Annotated in this window: 14 protein-coding genes; 7 read left to right on the top strand and 7 right to left on the bottom strand. The window is 72.3% G+C overall.

Translation table 11 applies throughout. The annotated features are described in order from the left end of the window. Positions 1 to 144: 144 nt before the first annotated feature. The gene (locus ACIBST_RS30740; RefSeq protein WP_397177141.1) at positions 145 to 2,925 is read right to left on the bottom strand and encodes an ATP-binding protein; all 2,781 of its coding nucleotides are present in this window, start codon (positions 2,923 to 2,925) and stop codon (positions 145 to 147) included. Positions 2,926 to 3,339: 414 nt separating this feature from the next. Between ACIBST_RS30740 and ACIBST_RS30745 the strand changes: the two genes are divergently transcribed. Together ACIBST_RS30745 and ACIBST_RS30750 are read left to right on the top strand one after the other, a co-directional pair. Continuing rightward, positions 3,340 to 4,194: a TatD family hydrolase gene (locus tag ACIBST_RS30745; protein WP_397176728.1), complete on the top strand. Its 855-nt coding sequence runs from the start codon at positions 3,340 to 3,342 to the stop codon at positions 4,192 to 4,194. Positions 4,195 to 4,361: 167 nt separating this feature from the next. Continuing rightward, a complete protein-coding gene (locus ACIBST_RS30750; RefSeq protein ID WP_397176730.1) occupies positions 4,362 to 5,198 on the top strand; it encodes a ubiquitin-like domain-containing protein in 837 nt (278 codons plus the stop codon). A 49-nt stretch (positions 5,199 to 5,247) separates the two neighbouring features. Here ACIBST_RS30750 and ACIBST_RS30755 read toward each other — a convergent pair whose 3' ends face one another. Both ACIBST_RS30755 and ACIBST_RS30760 read right to left on the bottom strand, forming a co-directional pair. Then, positions 5,248 to 6,504, bottom strand: a complete 1,257-nt coding sequence (locus tag ACIBST_RS30755; protein WP_397176732.1) for an FG-GAP-like repeat-containing protein — start codon at positions 6,502 to 6,504, stop codon at positions 5,248 to 5,250. Beyond that, a complete protein-coding gene (locus tag ACIBST_RS30760; RefSeq protein ID WP_397176733.1) occupies positions 6,501 to 8,804 on the bottom strand; it encodes a protein kinase in 2,304 nt (767 codons plus the stop codon). Before ACIBST_RS30760 ends, ACIBST_RS30755 begins: the two co-directional genes overlap by 4 nt. Positions 8,805 to 8,851: 47 nt before the next feature. Here ACIBST_RS30760 and rsmA point away from each other — a divergent pair, with 47 nt between their 5' ends. Beyond that, entirely contained in the window at positions 8,852 to 9,712 is an 861-nt protein-coding gene (gene rsmA / locus ACIBST_RS30765; RefSeq protein ID WP_397176735.1) for a 16S rRNA (adenine(1518)-N(6)/adenine(1519)-N(6))-dimethyltransferase RsmA, read from the top strand. Positions 9,713 to 10,138: 426 nt separating this feature from the next. Continuing rightward, a complete protein-coding gene (locus ACIBST_RS30770; RefSeq protein ID WP_397176737.1) occupies positions 10,139 to 10,771 on the top strand; it encodes an NlpC/P60 family protein in 633 nt (210 codons plus the stop codon). A gap of 253 nt (positions 10,772 to 11,024) precedes the next feature. Here ACIBST_RS30770 and ACIBST_RS30775 read toward each other — a convergent pair whose 3' ends face one another. From ACIBST_RS30775 to ACIBST_RS30785, 3 genes are all read right to left on the bottom strand, one after another. After that, positions 11,025 to 11,834 (bottom strand): arginase family protein, encoded by an 810-nt coding sequence (locus ACIBST_RS30775; protein WP_397176739.1) that lies wholly within the window; start codon positions 11,832 to 11,834, stop codon positions 11,025 to 11,027. A gap of 285 nt (positions 11,835 to 12,119) precedes the next feature. Further along, positions 12,120 to 13,307, bottom strand: a complete 1,188-nt coding sequence (locus tag ACIBST_RS30780) for a CU044_5270 family protein (protein WP_397176741.1) — start codon at positions 13,305 to 13,307, stop codon at positions 12,120 to 12,122. Then, on the bottom strand, positions 13,304 to 13,813 hold the full coding sequence (locus ACIBST_RS30785) for an RNA polymerase sigma factor (protein ID WP_397176743.1): 510 nt from the start codon (positions 13,811 to 13,813) through the stop codon (positions 13,304 to 13,306). The genes ACIBST_RS30780 and ACIBST_RS30785 overlap by 4 nt, the downstream gene beginning before the upstream one ends. A gap of 334 nt (positions 13,814 to 14,147) precedes the next feature. On the opposite strand from ACIBST_RS30785, the gene ACIBST_RS30790 reads away from it, so the two are divergent. Both ACIBST_RS30790 and ACIBST_RS30795 read left to right on the top strand, forming a co-directional pair. Continuing rightward, a complete protein-coding gene (locus ACIBST_RS30790) occupies positions 14,148 to 15,050 on the top strand; it encodes a 4-(cytidine 5'-diphospho)-2-C-methyl-D-erythritol kinase (RefSeq protein WP_352321954.1) in 903 nt (300 codons plus the stop codon). A gap of 498 nt (positions 15,051 to 15,548) precedes the next feature. Continuing rightward, positions 15,549 to 17,366: an ABC-F family ATP-binding cassette domain-containing protein gene (locus ACIBST_RS30795; RefSeq protein WP_397176745.1), complete on the top strand. Its 1,818-nt coding sequence runs from the start codon at positions 15,549 to 15,551 to the stop codon at positions 17,364 to 17,366. A gap of 648 nt (positions 17,367 to 18,014) precedes the next feature. Here the strand turns inward: ACIBST_RS30795 and ACIBST_RS30800 are convergent. Next, the gene (locus tag ACIBST_RS30800) at positions 18,015 to 18,518 is read right to left on the bottom strand and encodes a MarR family transcriptional regulator (protein ID WP_352321957.1); all 504 of its coding nucleotides are present in this window, start codon (positions 18,516 to 18,518) and stop codon (positions 18,015 to 18,017) included. Positions 18,519 to 18,574: 56 nt separating this feature from the next. On the opposite strand from ACIBST_RS30800, the gene ACIBST_RS30805 reads away from it, so the two are divergent. Further along, positions 18,575 to 19,345 carry a trans-aconitate 2-methyltransferase gene (locus ACIBST_RS30805; RefSeq protein ID WP_397176747.1) on the top strand — a complete coding sequence of 257 codons (771 nt, stop codon included), beginning with the start codon at positions 18,575 to 18,577 and terminating at the stop codon, positions 19,343 to 19,345. Positions 19,346 to 19,347: the final 2 nt, after the last annotated feature.

Below are 19,347 nucleotides of genomic sequence, written 5' to 3' on the forward strand. Positions count from 1 at the left end.
AGCCTGCCGGGCCCGGCTCACCGCGCCCTCACCCCGCACTCACCGCCGGCGATGCCCCCGCTCACCGCCTTCCGCGCTCCTGCTCGCGGCCTTCTACGCTCCCGCTCACCGCCTTCTGCGCCCCTGCTCGCGGCCTTCCGCGTCTCAGGCCGGGGCTTGGAGCGGGAAGTCGTCGAGGAAGTGCAGGGGGGAGGCGTCGATGACCTCCGCCGGGACGCCCGCCAGCATCAGCGCCTCCCGGTGGGAGAGCCGCGCGCCCGCCCGGCGCGCCGCCGCGTACGCCTGCTCGCCCAGCGCCTCGCGCAGCCGCCCCGGCAGCCCGGCGACGTGCTCGTCCTCGGGCACGTCGATGCCGCGGATCGCGACGGCGGCGCCGAGCAGCGTGGCCGCCGCGGCCGGATCGTCGTCGAAGGCCAGCACCGCCAGCGCCTCGATCGCCCTGACGCTCTCCGACAGCGCGCCCGACGTGACCGTGCTCTCGATCGCCCGCAGGTAGGAGGCCCGCGCCCCGGCCGGGTCGCCCTCGGCCGCGGCCAGCCGTCCGAGCCCGACGAGCAGCCTGGCCATGTTCCCGGACGTCTTCACCCAGACCGGGTCGGACCGGCGCAACGCCTCCTCGTAGAGCTCGCGGGCCCGCGCCAGGTCGCCCTCGCGGACCGCCACGTCGCCCAGGCCGCGCAGGGCCGCCGGCAGGATCGCGCCGCCGGTACGCCCGGCCAGCTCCGCCGCGCGCTCGTAGTCGGCCCGCGCGCCGGCCAGATCGAGCCGGATGCGGTAATCGCCCCGGTTGCAGTAGTGGTCGGCCAGGTCCTCCTCCGCGCCGAGCTGCTCGGCCAGCGTGATGGCCTCCTCGGTGCGGGCCAGCGCGGTGGCCTCGTCGCCGCACGTACTGGCCAGCCAGGCCAGGGCGTCGAGCGTCATCGCCGAGCCCCAGCGCTCGCCGAGGCCGCGGAAACCCTGGAGGGCCGCCGTCAGGTCCGCCTCGGCGGCGGCGAACTCGCCCGCCGCCATCCGCGGGTAGGCCCAGATCAGCCGGGTGGCGGCCTGCTCCCACGCGTCGGGGCCGCGCTCGCCGCGCCGGATCAGCGCGATCGTGACGGCGGGGTCGACCGACGCCGAGGTGACCATCGGCCACAGGCAGGTGAGGACCGGGTTGCGCAGGCCGTCCGCCGCGATCATCGTCTCGGCGCCGTCCTTGTGGCGCTCCCACAGCTCGCGCCGCCCGCTCGCCGCGGTGAGCAGGGTCAGCAGGTACGCGTCCCCCAGCGCGGGATCGGGCCGTGGACCGGCCGCCTCCAGCAGGGCCGCCGCCGCCTTGGCGGGGACCGTGCGCATGCCGCGCATCCACAGCGAGAACGTCTGCGCGGCCAGCAGCCGCATGCCTAGCGCCACCTCGCCCTGCTCCACCGCCCAGCGCAGCGCCGCCTGGAGGTTGTCGTGGTCGGCCGCGAACCGGGCCAGCCACGGCAACTGCTCCGCGCCCCGCAGCCGGGGGTCGCCCTCCTCGGCCAGGGCCAGGAAGTACGCGGCGTGCGCCCGCCGGAAGGTCGCGGCCTCCTCGCCGAGCCGGTCGGCGCAGAACGCCCGGATCGTCTCCAGCATGCGGTAGCGGCCGCCCGCCACCTCCAGGAGCGACTTGTCGGCCAGCGAGTCGAGCAGGTGCTCGGGCAGGCCGCAGACGGCCGCCGCGGCGGCCGCGGTGGCCCCGCCGGAGAAGACGGTCAGGCGCATGGCCATGGCCTGTTCCGGCTCGGTGAGCAGTTCCCAGCTCCAGGCGACGACCGCGCGCAACGTCTGGTGCCGGGCCTCGGCCGTACGGCTGCCGCGCAGGCTGAACCGGCCCTGACCGGCCAGGCGCTCGGCCAGCTCGCCGGCCTCGTGCGTACGCATGCGGGCGGCCGCCAGCTCGATGGCCAGCGGGAGGCCGTCGAGCGCGGCGCAGATGCGTTCGACCGGCTCACCAGGGGTGAAACCAGGACGTACGGCCTTGGCCCGGTCGGTGAAGAGCGTGCGGGCGTCGGAGGGGGTGAGGGGGCGTACCGGCCACAGGTGTTCGGGGGTGATCGCGAGCGGCTCGCGGCTCGTGGCCAGCACCCGCACCGCCGGGCACGCCGACAGCAGCCGCTCGGCCAGGGCCGCGGCCTCGCCGACGACGTGCTCGCAGTTGTCCAGGACCAGCAGGGCCGGCCGATCGGCGAGCACCGCGACGAGGCGGGCCAGGGGATCAGGCTCATCGGACGCGCCCAGCGCCGCGGCCCCCAGCAGCGCGCCGTCGCGCACGCCCAGCGCGGCGAGGACCGCCCGCGCGAGGTCGGCCCCGGGGCCGAGCGGGGCCAGCTCGACCAGGACGGCGTCGCGGTGCTCCCGGGCGAGCTCGACCGCCAGCCGGCTCTTGCCCGCGCCGCCGGGGCCGAGCAGCGTGACGAGCCGGGCGGCGGCCAGCAGCGCCCGCACCTCGGCCAGGTCGCCGTCGCGGCCGACGAAGCTGGTGAGCTTGCCGGGCAACGGCGCCGCCGCTGTGCCCGTCCCGGCCTGTCGCGCCGGGGCCGCGGGCGGGGGCGGGGGCGTGCTGGGCGCGCCGCGCAGGAGGGACCGGTGGAGGGCGGCGAGCTCGGGGGAGGGGTCGGCGCCCAGCTCATCGGCCAGCAGCCGCCGGGTCTCCTCGTAGAGCACCAGCGCCTCGGCCGGCCTGCCGTCGGCGCGCAGCGCCCGCATGAGCTGGCCGCGCAGCCGCTCGCGCAGGGGGTGGCGCTGGACCAGCTCGCCGAGCTCGGGGATGACGCCCTGGTGGCCGCCACAGCGCAGGTCGGCCTCGATGCGGTCCTCCAGCGCGGCCAGGCGGCGCTCCTCCAGCGGCGCGCCGTGCACGGGGTCGAGGTCGGCGAACGCGGGCCCGCGCCAGAGGGCCAGCGCCTCCCGCAGCAACGTCCCGGCCAGGGCGGCGTCGGCCCGGCCTTCGTTCGCCCTGCCGGTCTCGGCGGGGTGGTGGCCGAGGAGGGCGGCGCGGCCGGTGTCGGCGAGGTGCAGGAAACGGCCGGCGTCGATGTCGTCGGGGGCTGCCGGCAGCCGGTAGCCGGCGGGGGTCAGCTCGACCGGGATCCCGTCGCCCCGCAGCCGGGAGACCTGGGAGTGCAGGGCGTGCTGGGCGTTCTTCGGCGAGCGGTCGCCGTACAGGAGGTCGACGAGGCGGTCCTGGCTGACGATCTCGCCCGGACGGACGAGCAGCAACGCCAGCAGCGCGCGCCTGGCCGGACCGCCCAGAGGTACGTCGACGCCGGCCGCGTCCCATGCCCGGGTGCTGCCGAGAATGCCGAAGCGCATGGAGGCTACTTTAGATGCGTGAGCAAGATTCCCGCCGCGCCCGAGCCGCTTTCCGCACCGGTGTTCGACAGCCACTGCCACCTGGACATCATGGTCGGCAACAGGCAGGCGTCCTCGGGAGACCCGGTGGCCCAGGCGGCCCAGGCGGCGTCGGCCACCGTACGGTCCATCCTGCGGGACGCCCGCGAGGTCGGCGTGACCAGGCTCGTCACCATCGGCTACGACCTGCCCTCCTCGCGCTGGAACGCCGAGGTGGCGGCCGGGCAGGAAGGCGTGTACGCCGGGGTCGCCATCCACCCCAACGAGGCCCACGAGGCGACCCCCGAGGTGCTGGCCGAGATCGAGACGCTGGCCGGGCAGGCCGACGTCCGGGCGGTGGGGGAGACCGGCCTCGACTACTTCCGCGACTGGGCGAGCAAGGACGACCAGCACGCGAGCTTCCGCGCGCACATCGAGATCGCCAAGCGCACCGGCAAGGCGCTGGTCATCCACGACCGGGACGCGCACGACGACGTCCTGAAGGTGCTGGCCGAGCAGGGCGCGCCGGACAAGGTGGTGTTCCACAGCTACTCAGGCGACGCCGAAATGGTGAAAAAGTGCGCGGAAGCTGGATATTTCATGTCTTTCTCCGGTCCGGTCACCTACAAGAACGCCGGCTACCTGCGCGAGGCCGCCGCCGTCGCCCCCATGGAGCTCATGCTCGTCGAGACCGACGCCCCCTACCTCCCGCCGGTCCCGTACCGGGGCAAGCCCAACGCCCCCTACCTCATCCCGCTCACCCTGCGCTGCCTCGCCGAGGTCAAGGGCGTCCATCCGGACGAGTTGTGCGCGGCGATCAGTACCAACGGAGTCACGGTCTTCGGCGAGTGGTGACCATCTTTCCGTGCTGCTTTTCGTGAAGCGGTGGAGGCGGGCGCGCCGCCGCCGCTAGCGTTCGGGCGGTCCCTGGCCGTTTCCGGAGGTGGTTCGTGCGAGGCAGGAGGCGTGCGCCGCGTCCGCGGATCCCCTGGCGTTCTCCGTGGACGCCGGTGGTGTGCGTCGTGGGTACGCTGGCCGCCGGCCTGCTGGTCGCGGCCTCGTACCTGGTCAAGGACGTCGTCGTGGTCGTCGACGGCACGCCGGTGGCGATCCGCAGCTTCGCCGCGCGGGTGGCCGGCGCGCTCGGCGAGGCGGGCGTGTCCGTGGGTCAGGGCGACGTCGTGCGTCCCGCCCTGAGCGAGGGCATCGCCGACGGCTCCACCATCGAGGTGCGCCACGCCCGCCTGATCACGCTGACCCTCGACGGCCACACCACTACCCACCTGGTCACCGCCACCAACGTCCGCGACGCCCTGGCCGAGCTCGACGTCGAGGCGGCGGCCGGCAGCCTGTCCGCGCCGCCCGGCCGCCCGGTGCCGCTGTCGGGCATGTCGCTCACGGCGTACACCGAGCGCAGGGTCTACGTGGTCGCGGGCGCCACCCGGCTGGCCGCGCGCACCACCGCGCGCACCGTCCGGCAGGTGCTCAGGCAGGAGCGCGTCGTCGTCCGGCGCGGGTCCATGGTGCGCCCGCCGCTCGGCAGCTTCCCCGAGGACGGGACGGTCATCACGGTCATGCCGCCCAGAGCCGTACAGATCCCGTGGGAGGTGACCCGGCTCGACTGGCAGGCGCTGGCCGCCTGCGTGGCGCGCGGCGACCCCCAGGCGTACAACCCCGACGGCCCCTACTACGGGATGTACCAGTTCAGCCTGCCCTCGTGGCAGGCGGTCGGGGGAGTCGGCCTGCCGAGCGCCTGGCCCGAGGAGGAGCAGACCTACCGGGCGCAGCTGCTCTACCAGCGGGTCGGCGGCCGGTGGCAGACCCAGTGGCCCAACTGCGGCGACCGCCTGTTCGCCTGACACCGCCCCGGCTGGGCCTCTGTCCGGGCCCTGCCGGGGCCCGGCCCGTTCAGCCGGCCAGGGCGGTGCCGAAGTCGGTGCCCCTGGGGGGTTGCACGGACTGCACGTCGTCGGCGTTGCGCGGCGCCACCGCGACCTTCCCGTACGGCGGCCCGTCCGGCTGGCCCACGAAGAGCTTGTTGCCGCTGAAGGCCACCGACCAGCCGAACAGCCCCTCGGCCGTCGCGAGCTTCCGGTCATCGGCCGGGTTCTTCCACGAGAACACCTGGACGCCGCCGCCGTAGGGCGCGCCGACGGCCAGCCTGCCGTCCGAGGAGGCGGCCATCGAGAAGCCGAACGCCTGCCTGCCGCCCTGCTTCACCATCCGGGTCTGCTTCCTGCCCAGGTCGAGGAGCTGCACGTAGCCGGGGCCTGGCGCGCTGACCGCATACCCGTTGCCCTCGGCGTAGGCGACCGCGTAGCCGTACCGGTCGCCGGAGGACTTGGTGGGGGAGTCGAGCTTCAGGCTCGCGATCCGGGGAGCCAGCACGTCGTCGATGAAGACCACCGACCCCGAGTCGATCTTGCCGGCCTGGACCTGCCGTCCCGCGCCGTCGTCGTTCTCGTACGGGACGCCCACGACCAGGCCGTTGCGCGGCCCGATCGCCAGCGACCAGCCGAACTGGTCGCCGACCTCGCTGTTGCCGCGCACGTCCACGGTCTCCTGGCTGATCCGGCGCAGCGCGTCCGAGCCCTGACGCACGTAGACCGCGCCGGCGTCCTCGATCTGGCCGTCGTCCTCGTAGGGCGCGCCGATCACGATCAGGTCGTCCCTGGCCGCCAGCGACCAGCCGAAGTGCGCGAAGCGCTGCGGCTGCGGGGCGGTCAGGCGTTGCGGGGGCGCGGCCTTGCCGCCGTAGACGACGTAGACGCTGCCCGCGTCCTGCTCGCCGTCCACGTCCGCGAAGGGGGCGCCGACCAGCAGGTCGGCACAGGAGTCGCCGTTGACGTCGGCCAGCCGTACGGACCAGCCCAGCCCGTCCCCCTTGACCGGCCCCGGCACGGCGACCGGGGTCACCTTGGCGCCCGACAGCAGGTGGACCGACCCCTTCTGCCCGTCGCCGAACGGGTCGCCCACGGCGACGTCGTCCGCGCCGTCACCGTCGAAGTCGGCGGCTCCCGCGCAGGCCGCCGCCGACCCGGCGGCGGCCGCCGGTGGCAGGACGCCGCCGGCGGCCAGCAGGACGGCCATCGCCACGGCCATCGCCACGGCCATCGCCACGGCCATCCTGCGGGCGCCGGCGGGAAGCGTTCGGACGGGGCTCACAGGGCGACCTCGATCTGTCGGCCGTTCTCCAGCATGGTCGCGGACAGCTTCACGGGCCTGCGATAGGGCGCCAGGTCGAACACGAAGGCGCCGTCCACCCGGCCGCCCGGCTGGAGGGCCGGGGGCAGGGTGACCGGGGCGGGGTCGTGCTCGCCGCCCTTGTCGTCGACCATGGTGACGACCGGCCGGACGAGCCGGCGGCGTTCACCGCCTGGATTGATCACGGTCCAGTGGACCACGCAGAGCTGCCCCTTCGTGGTGGTTTGCCCCTGGAACTCCTTCAGCCCGCACTCCGGCGCCTCCGGCACGACCGCGACCGGGTCGTCGAAGTTCCCGCCCAGCGCGAACCTGCGGCCCACGTCGCCCGGACGCGGGTTCGTCACGGCCCTGGAGGGGCTGTTAGAAGTGACGACGGTGGAGGAGTTGCGGCCGGAGTTCACGATCAGGACGGTCACGGTGACCACGATCGCCAGGACGGCGGCCGCGGCGGCGATCAGCCAGCGGGTGCCCTTCGTACGGGTGCCGCCCAGGGTGTCCGGTTCGTCGGGCGCGTACGTCAGGACGCCCGGATCCGTGCCCTCGCCGCTCCGGGACGCGGCGACCCGCCGGGAGTCGGTGGTGGATCGACGGTCGGTGGTGGATCGGGGGCCGGTGAAGGGGCCGGAGTCGGTGGCGGGGCGTGTCTCGGTGGCGGGCCGGGTGTCGGAGGCGCGCCCGGACTCGGGGGTTGGCCGGGACTCGGGGGTTGGCCGGTACTCGTTCGAGGGCCGCGACTCGTTGGGGGACCGTGATTCGATGGGGGACCGTGATTCGGTGGGGGGCCGTGATTCGGTGGTCGGCCGGGCCCGTGCCGGTTGGCCGCCCGAGGCGGCCTGCCTGCGGGCCAGTTGGCGGGCCTGCTCAAGCTGGCGTTCCTGCTCCTGGCGACGGGCCTGCGCCTCGGCCTCCCAGCGGGCCAGCTCCTCGCGGGCGGCCTGCTCCTCGCGCCGCGCCAGCTCTTCCGGGGACGCCTGCCGTGCCCCCGCCTGCCCGCCCGCTAAATCGGCGGCCCCTCCGGAGGCGTTCCGAACATCGCGCCCGGCCTCCGCCCCGAACGCCCCCGGCACCTTGGGCCGTCCCGCCCCCGCCCCGGGGGCTGCTCCAGCCCCCGGCCCGCCTCGTGCCCCGGCTCCTGGCCCCGAGCCTCCTCCTGGCCCCAAGCCCCCACCGGGTTCCGCGCCTCCTCCGAGCCCCGAGCCCCCTCCCGGTCCTGAGCTTCCTCCGAGCCCCGAGCCCCTTCCCGGACCCGCGGCGCCCCCGAAACCCGGGTTGCGTGCGCCCGTCGCGTCGCTCGGCGGCGGGGTCGTGAACGTGGCCGTGACGTCCGGCTCGTCCACGACGTTCTGCGGCGGCTCCCAGTCGGTTAGCATCTCCGTGGCGACCAACGTGGGCGGATTGTCGGAGATCGCCGGAGAGCTCCCGCCCACCAGCGCGATCAGGAGCTCCTGGGCCGTGGGCCGATGGGCGGGGTCCATGGCCGTGGCCCGGCGTACCAACTCGTTGAGAGGCGCGGGAAGCGCGCCGAGCTCGGGCGGCGTGTTCAGCACGCGGGTCGCCATCGTGATGGGATCGCCCCGCCCGAACGGATGCCGCCCGTTGCCCGCGTACGCCACCAGGCACCCCCAGGCGAAGATGTCCGCCGCAGGGGACACCAGCTCACCCCGCACCTGCTCAGGGGCCCACCAGCCGGGGCTGCCCAGCAGTTCACCCGAGAGCGTGAACCCGGTCTCCCGGTCCAGCGCCCTGGCGATCCCGAAGTCGATCACCCGCGGCCCGGACAGCGACAGGATGACGTTCGCCGGCTTCAGATCCCGATGCACCAGCCCCGCCACGTGGATCGCCGCCAGCGCCGCGGCGACCCCCAGCGCCACGCCGTGCAGCGGCCCCGGGTCGAGCGCCCCGAAAGTCACGATCTGATCGGAAAGGGGGGTGCCCGCGATGTACTCGGTCACCATGTAGGGACGCCCGTCGCCGGTGTTGCCGTTGTCGAGCACCTGCGCCGTGCAGAACGACGCCACCCGGCGCGCGTTGTCCACCTCGGCGTGGAAGCGGGCGGCGAACCCCTCCTGGTTGGCGAACTCCGCCTTCACCACCTTGAGTGCGACGAACCGCCCCGTCGGGGCCCTGGCGAGGAAGACGGTCCCCATGCCGCCTTCGCCGAGTCGTCCGAGCAGGCGGTAGGGCCCGATCTCCCGCAGATCGGTCGGACGGAGCGGCGCGGCGCCCGTTGGCTCCATCAGGGACGTCCCTTCCTGTTCCACGCCATCCTCTCCTTAGGTCTCCCCCATCCGCCATCGCAGGTTCTTCGATGCGGGAGACTGGTTGGATGATGAGGCTGTTGGGCCCTGCAGAAATACGTATTTTGGCGAACAAGCTAGATCTTCGCCCCACCAAAAAGCTAGGCCAGAACTTCGTGATCGACGCGGGGACCGTCCGGCGCATCGTCCGTGTGGCCGACCTGTCGGCCGACGACGTGGTCATCGAGGTCGGGCCCGGCCTCGGCTCGCTCACCCTGGCGCTCCTGCCCGAGGCCGCGCACGTGGTGGCCGTCGAGATCGACCCGGTCCTGGCCACCCAACTGCCCCTCACCGTCGCCGAGCGCGGCCCGTCCGACCGGCTCACGGTCGTCAACGCCGACGCCATGAGGATCGGCCTCGACGACCTCGCCGGTCACGACCCCACGGCCCTGGTGGCCAACCTCCCGTACAACGTGGCCGTCCCCGTGGTGCTCCACCTCCTGGAGACGCTGCCCTCGCTGCGCAAGGGCCTGGTCATGGTGCAACTGGAGGTCGCTGACCGCCTCGCCGCCGGTCCCGGCTCCAAGGTGTACGGCGTGCCGTCGGTCAAGGCCGCCTGGTACGCCGACGTACGGCGGGCGGGCCCGGTCGGTCGTACGGTGTTCTGGCCCGTCCCCAACGTGGACTCCGGCTTGGTCTCCCTGACCCGCCGCGAACCCCCCGCCACCACGGCCACCAGGGAAGAGGTCTTCGCCGTCGTGGACGCCGCCTTCGCCCAGCGCCGCAAGACCCTGAGGGCCGCCCTGGCGTCCTGGGCGGGCAGCCCGTCCCAGGCGGAAACGGCACTGAGAGCCGCCGGCGTGGACCCCTCAGCCAGAGGCGAACAACTCACCATCGACTCCTTCGCCCGAATAGCCGAACAAAAGCCCTAACCCCCAGCGCACCCCCCAAAGCGCCCCCCAGAAGGCCCGCACAGGAACGCCCGCACCAGAGCGCCCGCACCCCTCGGATTGCACCAGCGCGCCCCACCAGCGTGCCCGTGGACGCAACCTCCACCAGCGCGCCCCCCACCACCAGGTTCCCTGCACCCCCGGCTTCTGGGGTCTGCGGCTCCCGGAGCTTCGCCATGCCAGGGACCCTTCAGCCCGAGGCATCCACCACCCGCGCCTTGGCTGGACGCGTCCAATGCGGGCCCGCAGAGCCCCACCAGGTGCCCACAGAGGACGCCCCCGGCGGTCTTCCACAACCCTCAGACGCTCAACCCCCACCTATCCACAGAACCCCGTTCGGCCCCTCCGACCCCGCCTCACCCACGTGATCCTGGCTCCCGTCCCCTCATCACGACGAAGGAGCCACCGATGAACCCCCGCCACCCCATCACCCAACTCTCGATCATCCTCAGCAGCGGCCTCCTGACCGTCACAGGAGCCCACCCCGCCCCCGCCAGAGCCACCCCCACTCCATGCCTCCGGGCCACCGTCACCATCCCCGCCACCGGCACCGGAGCAACCGCCACCACCCGCTGCCCGGCCCCCCACCACCCCAAGAAACCGAAGCCGAAGAAACCCAGAAAGCGCCCGAAGCACAAGGGCGAAATCGCAGCCGCCGCAGCCCTCACCCAGTTGGGCGTCTCGTTCTCGTGGGGCGGCGGCTCCTCAAGAGGCCCCACCATCGGAGTCGGCACCGGCGCGAACACAAGAGGCTTCGACTGCAGCGGCCTCACCCTCTACGCCTGGTCCAAGGCCGGAGTGAGGCTCGGCCACTACACCGGCACCCAGTTCCGCCAGGGCCGCAGAGTCCCCCTCGCCTCCAGACGCAAGGGCGACCTCCTCTTCTTCGGCGGCACCGGCGACCCGACCCACGTAGCGCTCTACCTCGGCGACAACGTCATGATCCACGCCCCCCGCACAGGCGACGTGGTCCGAAGAACCAACTTCCTGAACTCCGCCTACTACCGAGCCACCTACCGAGGAACCATCCGCCCCGCCTGACCACACCCCCCGACCAGCAAGAACGGCCGACTCAGGTCCCCCAGAACGCCCTCCGCATAGACGTCCAGCAACCTGAGGCGTCCACCACCCACGGGAGCCCATCAACTGGGCTGTTCACCCCTGGACCAGCACCACAGGCAACTGCCGCTCACCTGACCAGCACCGCGGGCGCCCACCATTCACCCTGACCGGCACCACAGGCGAGCGCCCGCCCGACCAGCACCCAGAAGAACCACTCCACCACGAGCGCCACCTACCGTCCGGCGCAGACCGTCACCAGTTCCTTCACCACCGACGTGAGCAATGCCTGATCCGCAGCCCCCGCCGGCTCGTACTCCATGAGCCCCAACCCCACCACCTCGAACCGCTCCGCAATGGCCCTCACCAGCCCCACAAGCTCCTCAGGCCGGAACCCTTCAGGCGTAGGAGACCCCACGCTTCCGAAGATCTGCGGATCAAGCACATCGAAGTCGACATGCACATAAACAGCCGTCCGCTCCCCGCCCCCCGCCGCAGCCGCAGCACCGACAGCCTCGACCAGAGCGTCCGCATCCGCAGCCCGCACCCACCGCACACCCTGAGCCTCGACGAACGCGACCTCGGCCGGATCCAGATCACGCACCCCCGCCAGCACGATCTGCCCGGCCCCGACCGGCTGCCCGGCCACCAGCCCGTCAGGCCCTTCACCGGTCAACGCCCTCAGGACCATGCCATGAAAGGCCCCCGACGGCGACGACTCCGGCGTGTTCAGATCCCCATGCGCATCGAACCAGACGACGACCAGCCCATCCCCGAACCTCTGTCGCGCCGCCGCCACCGGCTCCAGTTCGACCCCGCAGTCCCCACCCGCCGTGACCAGAAGCCCGTCCCACCCAGCCTCGACGACCGCATCCCGAACCCTGGCAGCAGTGACCACCAGATCATCGTCATCGACCTCGACCTGAATCCGACGATCCGCGTCCACCATCTGGGCGACCAGCCGAGCCCCCTCACGCAGCCGCTCAGCCGTACGAGCCCCCGACCCCCGCCACTGCGGCACCTCGACAACCGTCACCTCGGACACGAGCACCTCCACATCAAGTAGTCCCCCTCAGCATCCCAAGGACGAACCCATGCGGACCACCACAAACCCTGCTGAACCCGATCGACGAGAGCCACATGGAAGCCCCGGCCGCCGTTCTGGACAAGGTGGATGCCTCCCGGCCGCCGCCCCGGGACCGCCTCGGCCGGCCGGATCCCGCACGTTCAGCTCCCAGGCGGGTGGGGATGCGCCATGAGCACCCCTGACCCTGACCGTCCCCGGCGTCAGGCCCAGGGGTCCGACGAGGCAGCACCACTCCAGGCCCGGTCATCCACCCCGCTTGCACCCCTCGGGCGCCCGAGCCGGCGGGCCGGTCCAGCCGGACTCGGGGCCGCGTGCCCGATAGCCCAGCACCTGGCCCTCGCTCACCCCCGCACCCGTACGAGCCGCGTAGGAGACCGACGCGAGCAGCTCGCCCGTCCCGGGATCGAGGATGTGCCTGTCGCGGACCGTCGCCGTCCTGTCCGGCGACAGCAGTTGGCTTCCGGCGCCGCCGAAGTCCACCGAGAGCCCGGCTCTGCCCAGCGGGTCTCTGACCGTGCCGACGACCTTGGTGGACGGCGACCCGGCCAGCACCCGGATCACCGCCGCACGCTGGGCCGGACCGAGCGGCATGGCCAGAAGGTTCACGGTGACGGGCAAGAACTCCTCGAAGGACTGGGCGAACCCGCGAGCCGTCGAGAGCTCGTGGTAGGCGTGCAGCCGCTTCAGCAGAGCGTCAGGACGGGCCGGGAACCCGGACAGATCGGCCATGGTGAATTCGGCGACCGTCATATCGGGGTAAATCCCACGAGGCTCCAGCCCCGAGCTGTACCCGCAGCCCTTGGAACCGCCCACACCGCCCCCACGGGCCGACGGCGGCCCGCCTACGACATCCCCATCGCTCATGGGGACCGGACGGCACGACGTCCTGCCGCCGCCGTAGCACGGGCCCGCCACCTGGGCGGGCGCCCCGGAGGCGCGCCAGGCACGTTCGTCCGCGACCGTGGCCGGATGGGCGGCGGCCGACGACCACCGCCTGATCACCACGTCGGCGGGATCGCGCGGCTGCCAGGTCTCCCGGCGCTCGACCACCATGATCATGTACCTGCCGCCGGCCGACCAGGTGTTCCCCTCGATCCGAACGTCACGCCAATACGCGCCGCTGCTCGCCGGCAGCCTCTCGATCCTGTCGGCGAGGTCGTACAGCTCCTGGTTGGGTCTCGACGGCGTGAGCACGGGCGGGGCCGCGGTCAAGCTCGTCACCAGCGTGACGACCAGCGTGACGACCAGGGCGACGACCGCGGCCGTCGCCGCCGGCGCCAAGAGGATCCGTAGACGGAGGTGCGGCAGGCGGCGTGCGCGCCGCGGCTCGTCCGCCATGATGGCGTCGCGCAGCTCGCGCGCGCCGGGTCCCTGGGGAAGCGCGTACGGAGCGGGATCGATGGCCTGCACCAGATCGTCTATGTCGTTCATGCCTTCCTCATCACCATCGTCAACGGTTGCCGCTCCAGCAGCGCCGCCAGCCGTCTGCGCGCGCGATGCAGCCGGGTCCGGGCGGCGATCGCCGTACATCCCATGACCTGGGCGATCTGCTCGCCGCTCAGCCCCTCCCAGCACGCCAGCGCCAGCACCTCACGGTCCCGTTCGGGCAGCTCGTCGAACGCCTTGCGCACGTGGTCCAACTCGACCGGCGTCACCGTCCGGACGGCGGCCAGTTCGTCGCGGAGGCGTTCGGTCAGCACGGCCCGCCGCGAGGCGCCGCGCTGCTGGTTGGCAAGCACCCGCCGGGCCACGCCGTACAGCCACAGCAACGCCTTGTCCCCCTGAGGGACGTCGCCGATCCGCCGCCAAGCGACGAGGAAGGTCTCGGCGAGCACGTCGGCCGTGTCCTCGGGGGAGCTGGTACGGCGGGCGGCGTACTGCTGTATCGCCGAGTAGTGCATGTCGTAGACCGCCTCGAAGCGATCTCGCTGCGTCACAGGTTCTCCTCGCGAAAGGTGCCGGACACCGTGGTAAATGTCCGGCATCCGCCAGCCTGTTGCGCCACCGCTGACAACGGCCGCGACCGTCACCGAAGCGGAAGGCACGGCGTCGTCCCGGAGGGAAGGCCGGCCCGAAGAGGTGAGGGGCAGAAAGACGGCAATATCGGCGTATGAACCCCTGACCGGTAGAAAGGCGGACGAATCTCACTCTGCGTGGCCCGCAGTCGGCCATCTCACACGTCTAATTCCGAGAACCGCATGTCAGCGCACCCCACCCCGATAACATCGAGTGTCCTTGACCCCGGCAAGCGATGAAAGTGGCAGAAGATCGATGAGTTCGGTGACCGTACGTGTGCCCGCGAAGGTCAACGTGCAGCTTTCAGTCGGCCCGCTCCGGGAAGATGGCTACCACGACCTGGTCAATGTCTTCCACGCAGTGTCGATCTTCGATGAGGTGGTCGCGAAGGAGGCCGAGTCGATCACCGTCACGGTCAACGGCCGATGGTCCGACCAGGTGCCCGTCGACGACGACAACCTCGCCATCCGCGCCGCCCGCGCCCTCGCCAAGCACGCGGGCCGCTCGTACGGCGCCGACCTGATCATCGAGAAGGCCATCCCGGTCGCCGGCGGCATGGCGGGCGGCAGCGCCGACGCGGCGGGGGCTCTCGTCGCGTGCAACGAGCTCTGGGGGCTCGGCCTGCCGTTCGAGGACCTCATGGAGATCGCCGGAGACCTGGGCAGCGACGTACCGTTCTCGCTGCTCGGCGGCACGGCGGTCGGCACCGGGCGCGGCGAGCAGCTCAGCGAGCTGCCCACGGGCGGCACGTTCCACTGGGTGTTCGCGCTGGCCGACGGCGGCCTGTCGACCGCCAAGGTCTACGCGGAGTGCGACCGCCAGCGGGAGGCGTCGAACGCCCGCGTGCCCTGGCCCGAGCTCGACGCCCCGCTCATCGAGGCCCTCGGCACCGGCGACGCGTACGCCCTGGGCGCCCACCTGAGCAACGACCTCCAGGCCGCCGCCCTGGCCCTGCGTCCCGAGCTCGCCACGACGCTCGACAGCGGGCGCCAGCACGGCGCGCTGGGCGCGATCGTCTCCGGCTCCGGCCCCACCTGCGCCTTCCTGGCCATCGACGCCACCCACGCCCGCGACCTCGCCAACAGCCTCACCGCCACCGGCGCCGCCACCACCACGGTCGCCGCCCACGGCCCCGTAACCGGCGCCACCCTGCTCTAACCCCTGGTGACGCGCCCCTCCAGCGCCCCCACGACCAACCCCGCCGGCCCGCACGGGCCGCCTGGCTGGGCATGGCACGACAGACGGCACGGTGGTCCGAGGTTGCGGCCTGAGGTGGTGGCCTGAGGGTGGCGGCTTTGGGCAGCCCGAGGCGGCTACCTGGGGCAACAGCCTGAGGCGCTGGTTCGCGGTGCTTGTTGGGGCGGCGGCCTATGGGAGCGGGCGAAAGGCACGTGGTCGCTCTTGTGGTGGGTGCCGTCATCATCCGCTGGCCCCCGGATCTGAACAGCGGTGGGGCACGGGTATCGGTTCGGGGGCCGGCTTGTACAGAACCGCGAGGGCCGGCGCTTCATCACGCGGGGACGACGCCTGCAGAAGCTGGACGTGAGCCTGGCGCTCAAGGCGAGCATTCGGTCCGGCAATCCCTGGCCCGTAGACGATCAAGGGACGTCGTGGGCGTCGGGAAGCGGTTGAGGGGACCGATACCCTGGACACGTCATGAATCTGGTCAACCTTGAGTCGGTCTCCCACGCCTACGGGCCCAAGCCGCTCCTCAGCGACGTCTCCCTGGGCATCGAGGCCGGGGAGCGCATCGGCGTCGTCGGCCGCAACGGGGGCGGTAAGACGACCCTGATGTCGGTCATCGCCGGTGACGTGCGTCCCGACAGCGGCCGGGTCACCCACACGCGCGGGCTGCGGGTCGGGTTCCTGTCCCAGCAGGACACCCTCGACCCCGAGGCCACCGTGAGCCAGCTCGTCCTGGGGGACAGGGCTGAGCACGAATGGGCAGGTGACCAGCAGGTCCGCGAGATCCTGGCGAACCTGATCGGCGACCTCGACCTCAGCGCCAAGGCCGCCGCGCTGTCCGGTGGCGAGCGCAGGCGTACGGCGCTGGCCCGTCTGCTCATCGACGACCACGACCTGGTCATGCTCGACGAGCCCACCAACCACCTCGACATCGAGGCGATCGCCTGGCTCGCCGCCCATCTCGCGGCCAGGAAGAGCGCCCTGCTCGTCGTGACCCACGACCGCTGGTTCCTCGACGCCGTCTCCACCCGCACGTGGGAGGTCGTCGACGGCCGGGTCGAGCGCTACGAGGGCGGCTACGCCGCATACGTGCTGGCCAAGGCCGAGCGCGCGCGCATCGCCCAGGCCGCCGAGGAACGCCGCCAGAACCTCATGCGCAAGGAGATCGCCTGGCTGCGGCGCGGTCCGCCCGCCCGCACGTCCAAGCCGAAGTTCCGGATCGACGCCGCACAGGCCCTGATCGCGAACGAGCCGCCGGCGCGTGAGACCGTCGAGCTGATGCGGTTCGCCGCGGCCAGGCTCGGCAAGACCGTCTACGACCTGGAAGACGTCACCCTGCACGCGGGCGGCCCCGGCGACGGGCCGCTGGTGCTCGATCACTGCACCTGGCAGTTCGGGCCGGGCGACCGGATCGGCCTGATCGGCGTCAACGGGTCGGGCAAGTCGTCGGTGCTGCGGTTGCTCGCCGACGGCGTCCAGCCCGACTCGGGCCGGGTGATCCGGGGCAAGACCGTACGTCTGGCGCATCTGTCCCAGGAACTGACCGAGCTCGACCCGTCGCGGCGGGTGCTGGAGTCGGTGGAGGAGATCCGCAAGTACCTCCAGCTGGGCAAGCGGGAGTGGACGGCGTCCCAGTTGCTGGAGCGTCTGGGCTTCAAGGGCGACGCGCAGTGGAAGGTCATCGGCGACCTGTCCGGCGGCGAGCGGCGGCGGCTGCAGCTGCTGCGCCTGCTGATGGACGACCCCAACGTGCTGCTCCTCGACGAGCCCACCAACGACCTCGACATCGAGACGCTCAACGAGCTCGAAGACCTGCTGGACGGCTGGCCGGGCACGCTGATCCTGGTGAGCCACGACCGCTACTTCCTGGAGCGGGTGACCGACCGGTGCGTGGCGCTGCTGGGTGACGGCAAGCTCGTGCTGCTGCCGGGCGGGGTCGACGAATACCTCGAACGCCGCAGCGCAGGCACGGCGGTGACCGCCCGTGTCGGCAGCGCCCCCGCCTCGGCGTCCGGCGCTGTGGCCCCTGCCGCGGTTTCGTCCGGCACGCAGCCGGAGACCGGGCTGTCGGCCAAGGAGGAACGCGAGCTCCGCAAGGAACTCAACCGCCTGGAACGCCAGCTCGACAAGCTCGGCGACCAGGAGGCCCGCCTCCACGCCGCCATGGCCGAAGCCGCCAGCGACTACGCCAAGCTGGGCTCCCTCGACGCCCAGCTACGCGACGTCCTGGCCCAGAAGGACACCGTCGAGGCGGAATGGCTCGAACTGGCCGACCGCCTCGGCGACTGACCCCCGCCACGCTCTCCCACACGAGGGTCCGCACCGGTCCGACGGCCGCCTGTTCGACGGCCGCCTGTTCGACGGCCGCCGGAGAGGCGGCGTCGGTGGTACAGGTCGCAAGCCAGTGACCGACGTGATGGCCTCCGCCGCAGGTCGGCGAGGCCCCTAGAGGTCAGTCCACGCCCTGCCTCGGCCGGATGCCGGCCGCCGTCGGCGGGCCAGGCCCATGGGGGGTCAGTCCCTCAGATCCGCCTTGGGGGACGTTCGCTGGTGTCGGTGGGTGAGGCTCATGGAGGTCAGTCCCGCCGGCCCGCCTTGACGCTCGCCGACGTCGGCGGCCAGGGCTCTGCACAGCGACGGAACCGCATCAGAGAGCCCGCGTAAGAGAACCTCGGCATGGGGACCCCGCGGAAGAGCAGAACCGCGGAAGAGCAGAATCGCCTCGCAAGCAGCAGAGCAGCAGAAGCGCTGAGCAGCAGAGCAGCAGAAGCGCAGTACCCCAGAGGACGGAGCCGCAGCAGAGCAGGGCCGCACGCGGCCGGCCGCCGTCGTCACTGCTGGAAGCGTCGCCGTTGTCCGGGGCCCGCAGGCCCCCCGAAATGGGGGCCGTTCGCGGCGGCGCAGGTCGGAAGAGCCTGCGTGGGACCTCGTAGAGGGCTATTGGGGGGAGTCGAAGGGGGCGAGGAGAAGGCGCAGGAGGGCGGCGAGGGAGCGCTGGTCGGCGGGTTGGAGGCCGGAGAGCAGGTCGCGCTCACGCCGGAGCAGGTCGGCGAACGCCGCGTCCACCCGCGCCACCCCCGTGTCCGTCAGCGACACCAGCACGCCGCGCCGATCCTCGGGGTCGGGCCGCCGCCGCACCAGACCCGCCTGCGCGAGCCGGTCGATGCGGTTGGTCATCGTGCCGGACGTCACCAATGTGGCCCGCAGCAGGGCCCCGGGGCTCAGCTCGTACGGCTTCCCGGCCCGCCGCAACGCGGTGAGCACGTCGAACTCCCAAGGTTCCAGATCATGTTCGGCGAACGCCGCCCGCCTGGCGCGGTCGAGATGTTTGGCCAGCCGTGACACCCTGGAGAGGACCTGGAGGGGCTCGACGTCGAGATCGGGCCGCTCGATCCGCCATGCCGCGACCAGCCGGTCGACCTCGTCATCCTGTGGCGTCATGACACAGAGTCTACTGTCTTGACATCGAGATATCTCTCTCGATATCAATTATCTCTATGTCAAGAGATATCTGGGACCCGGTGACCTACGCCGTCTACGCCGACGAGCGGTCGCGGCCGTTCATCGAGCTGATATCCAGAGTCGGTGCGGTGGCTCCCGATTATGTCGTGGACGCGGGCTGCGGCAGCGGCGAACTCACCGTCATGCTGGCCGAACGCTGGCCGGACGCCACCGTCGAGGGCTTCGACGCCTCGCCCGCGATGATCAGCAAGGCTCGCAAGCTCACCAGCTCGGTGCACTTCGCCGTGGCCGACGTCGACACCTGGCACCCCGACCGCCCCATGGACGTGATCGTCTCCAACGCCGTCCTGCAGTGGGTGCCCTCCCACCACGGCGTGCTCGAACACTGGCTGGAGGAGCTGGCTCCGGGTGGCTGGCTGGCCTTCCAGGTTCCGGGCAACTTCGACGCCCCGAGCCACGTCGCCATCCGCGAGCTGTGCGCCTCCCGCACCTGGTCCGACCGGCTCAGCGACCTCAACAGGACCAACCCGGTGGACGACCCGATCCAGTATCTCGACTTCCTCAACGACGGCGGCTGCCAGGTGGACGCCTGGGAGACCACGTACGTGCACCTGCTCCAGGGCGAGAACCCGGTCCTCGACTGGGTCTCCGGCACGGCCCTGCGTCCGATCTTCGACCGGCTCGACCCTGAGGAGCAGCGGCGGTTCAAGGCCGACCTGGCCGGGCCGCTCGCCGAGGCCTACCCGGCCAGAAGCTACGGCACCCCCTTCCCCTTCCGCCGCATCTTCGTGGTGGCCCAGAAATGACC

The organism is Nonomuraea sp. NPDC049684, from assembly GCF_044465345.1.
Classification (GTDB): Bacteria; Actinomycetota; Actinomycetes; order Streptosporangiales; family Streptosporangiaceae; genus Nonomuraea.

Bases quoted from the DNA above. Each gene is read 5' to 3' on its own strand.
- ACIBST_RS30790 (WP_352321954.1), top strand. From the start codon at position 14,148: ATGAGTTCGGTGACCGTACGTGTGCCCGCGAAGGTCAACGTGCAGCTT.
- ACIBST_RS30800 (WP_352321957.1), bottom strand. From the start codon at position 18,518: ATGACGCCACAGGATGACGAGGTCGACCGGCTGGTCGCGGCATGGCGG.
- rsmA (WP_397176735.1), top strand. From the start codon at position 8,852: ATGCGGGAGACTGGTTGGATGATGAGGCTGTTGGGCCCTGCAGAAATA.
- ACIBST_RS30780 (WP_397176741.1), bottom strand. From the start codon at position 13,307: ATGAACGACATAGACGATCTGGTGCAGGCCATCGATCCCGCTCCGTAC.
- ACIBST_RS30770 (WP_397176737.1), top strand. From the start codon at position 10,139: ATGAACCCCCGCCACCCCATCACCCAACTCTCGATCATCCTCAGCAGC.
- ACIBST_RS30805 (WP_397176747.1), top strand. From the start codon at position 18,575: ATGTCAAGAGATATCTGGGACCCGGTGACCTACGCCGTCTACGCCGAC.
- ACIBST_RS30795 (WP_397176745.1), top strand. From the start codon at position 15,549: ATGAATCTGGTCAACCTTGAGTCGGTCTCCCACGCCTACGGGCCCAAG.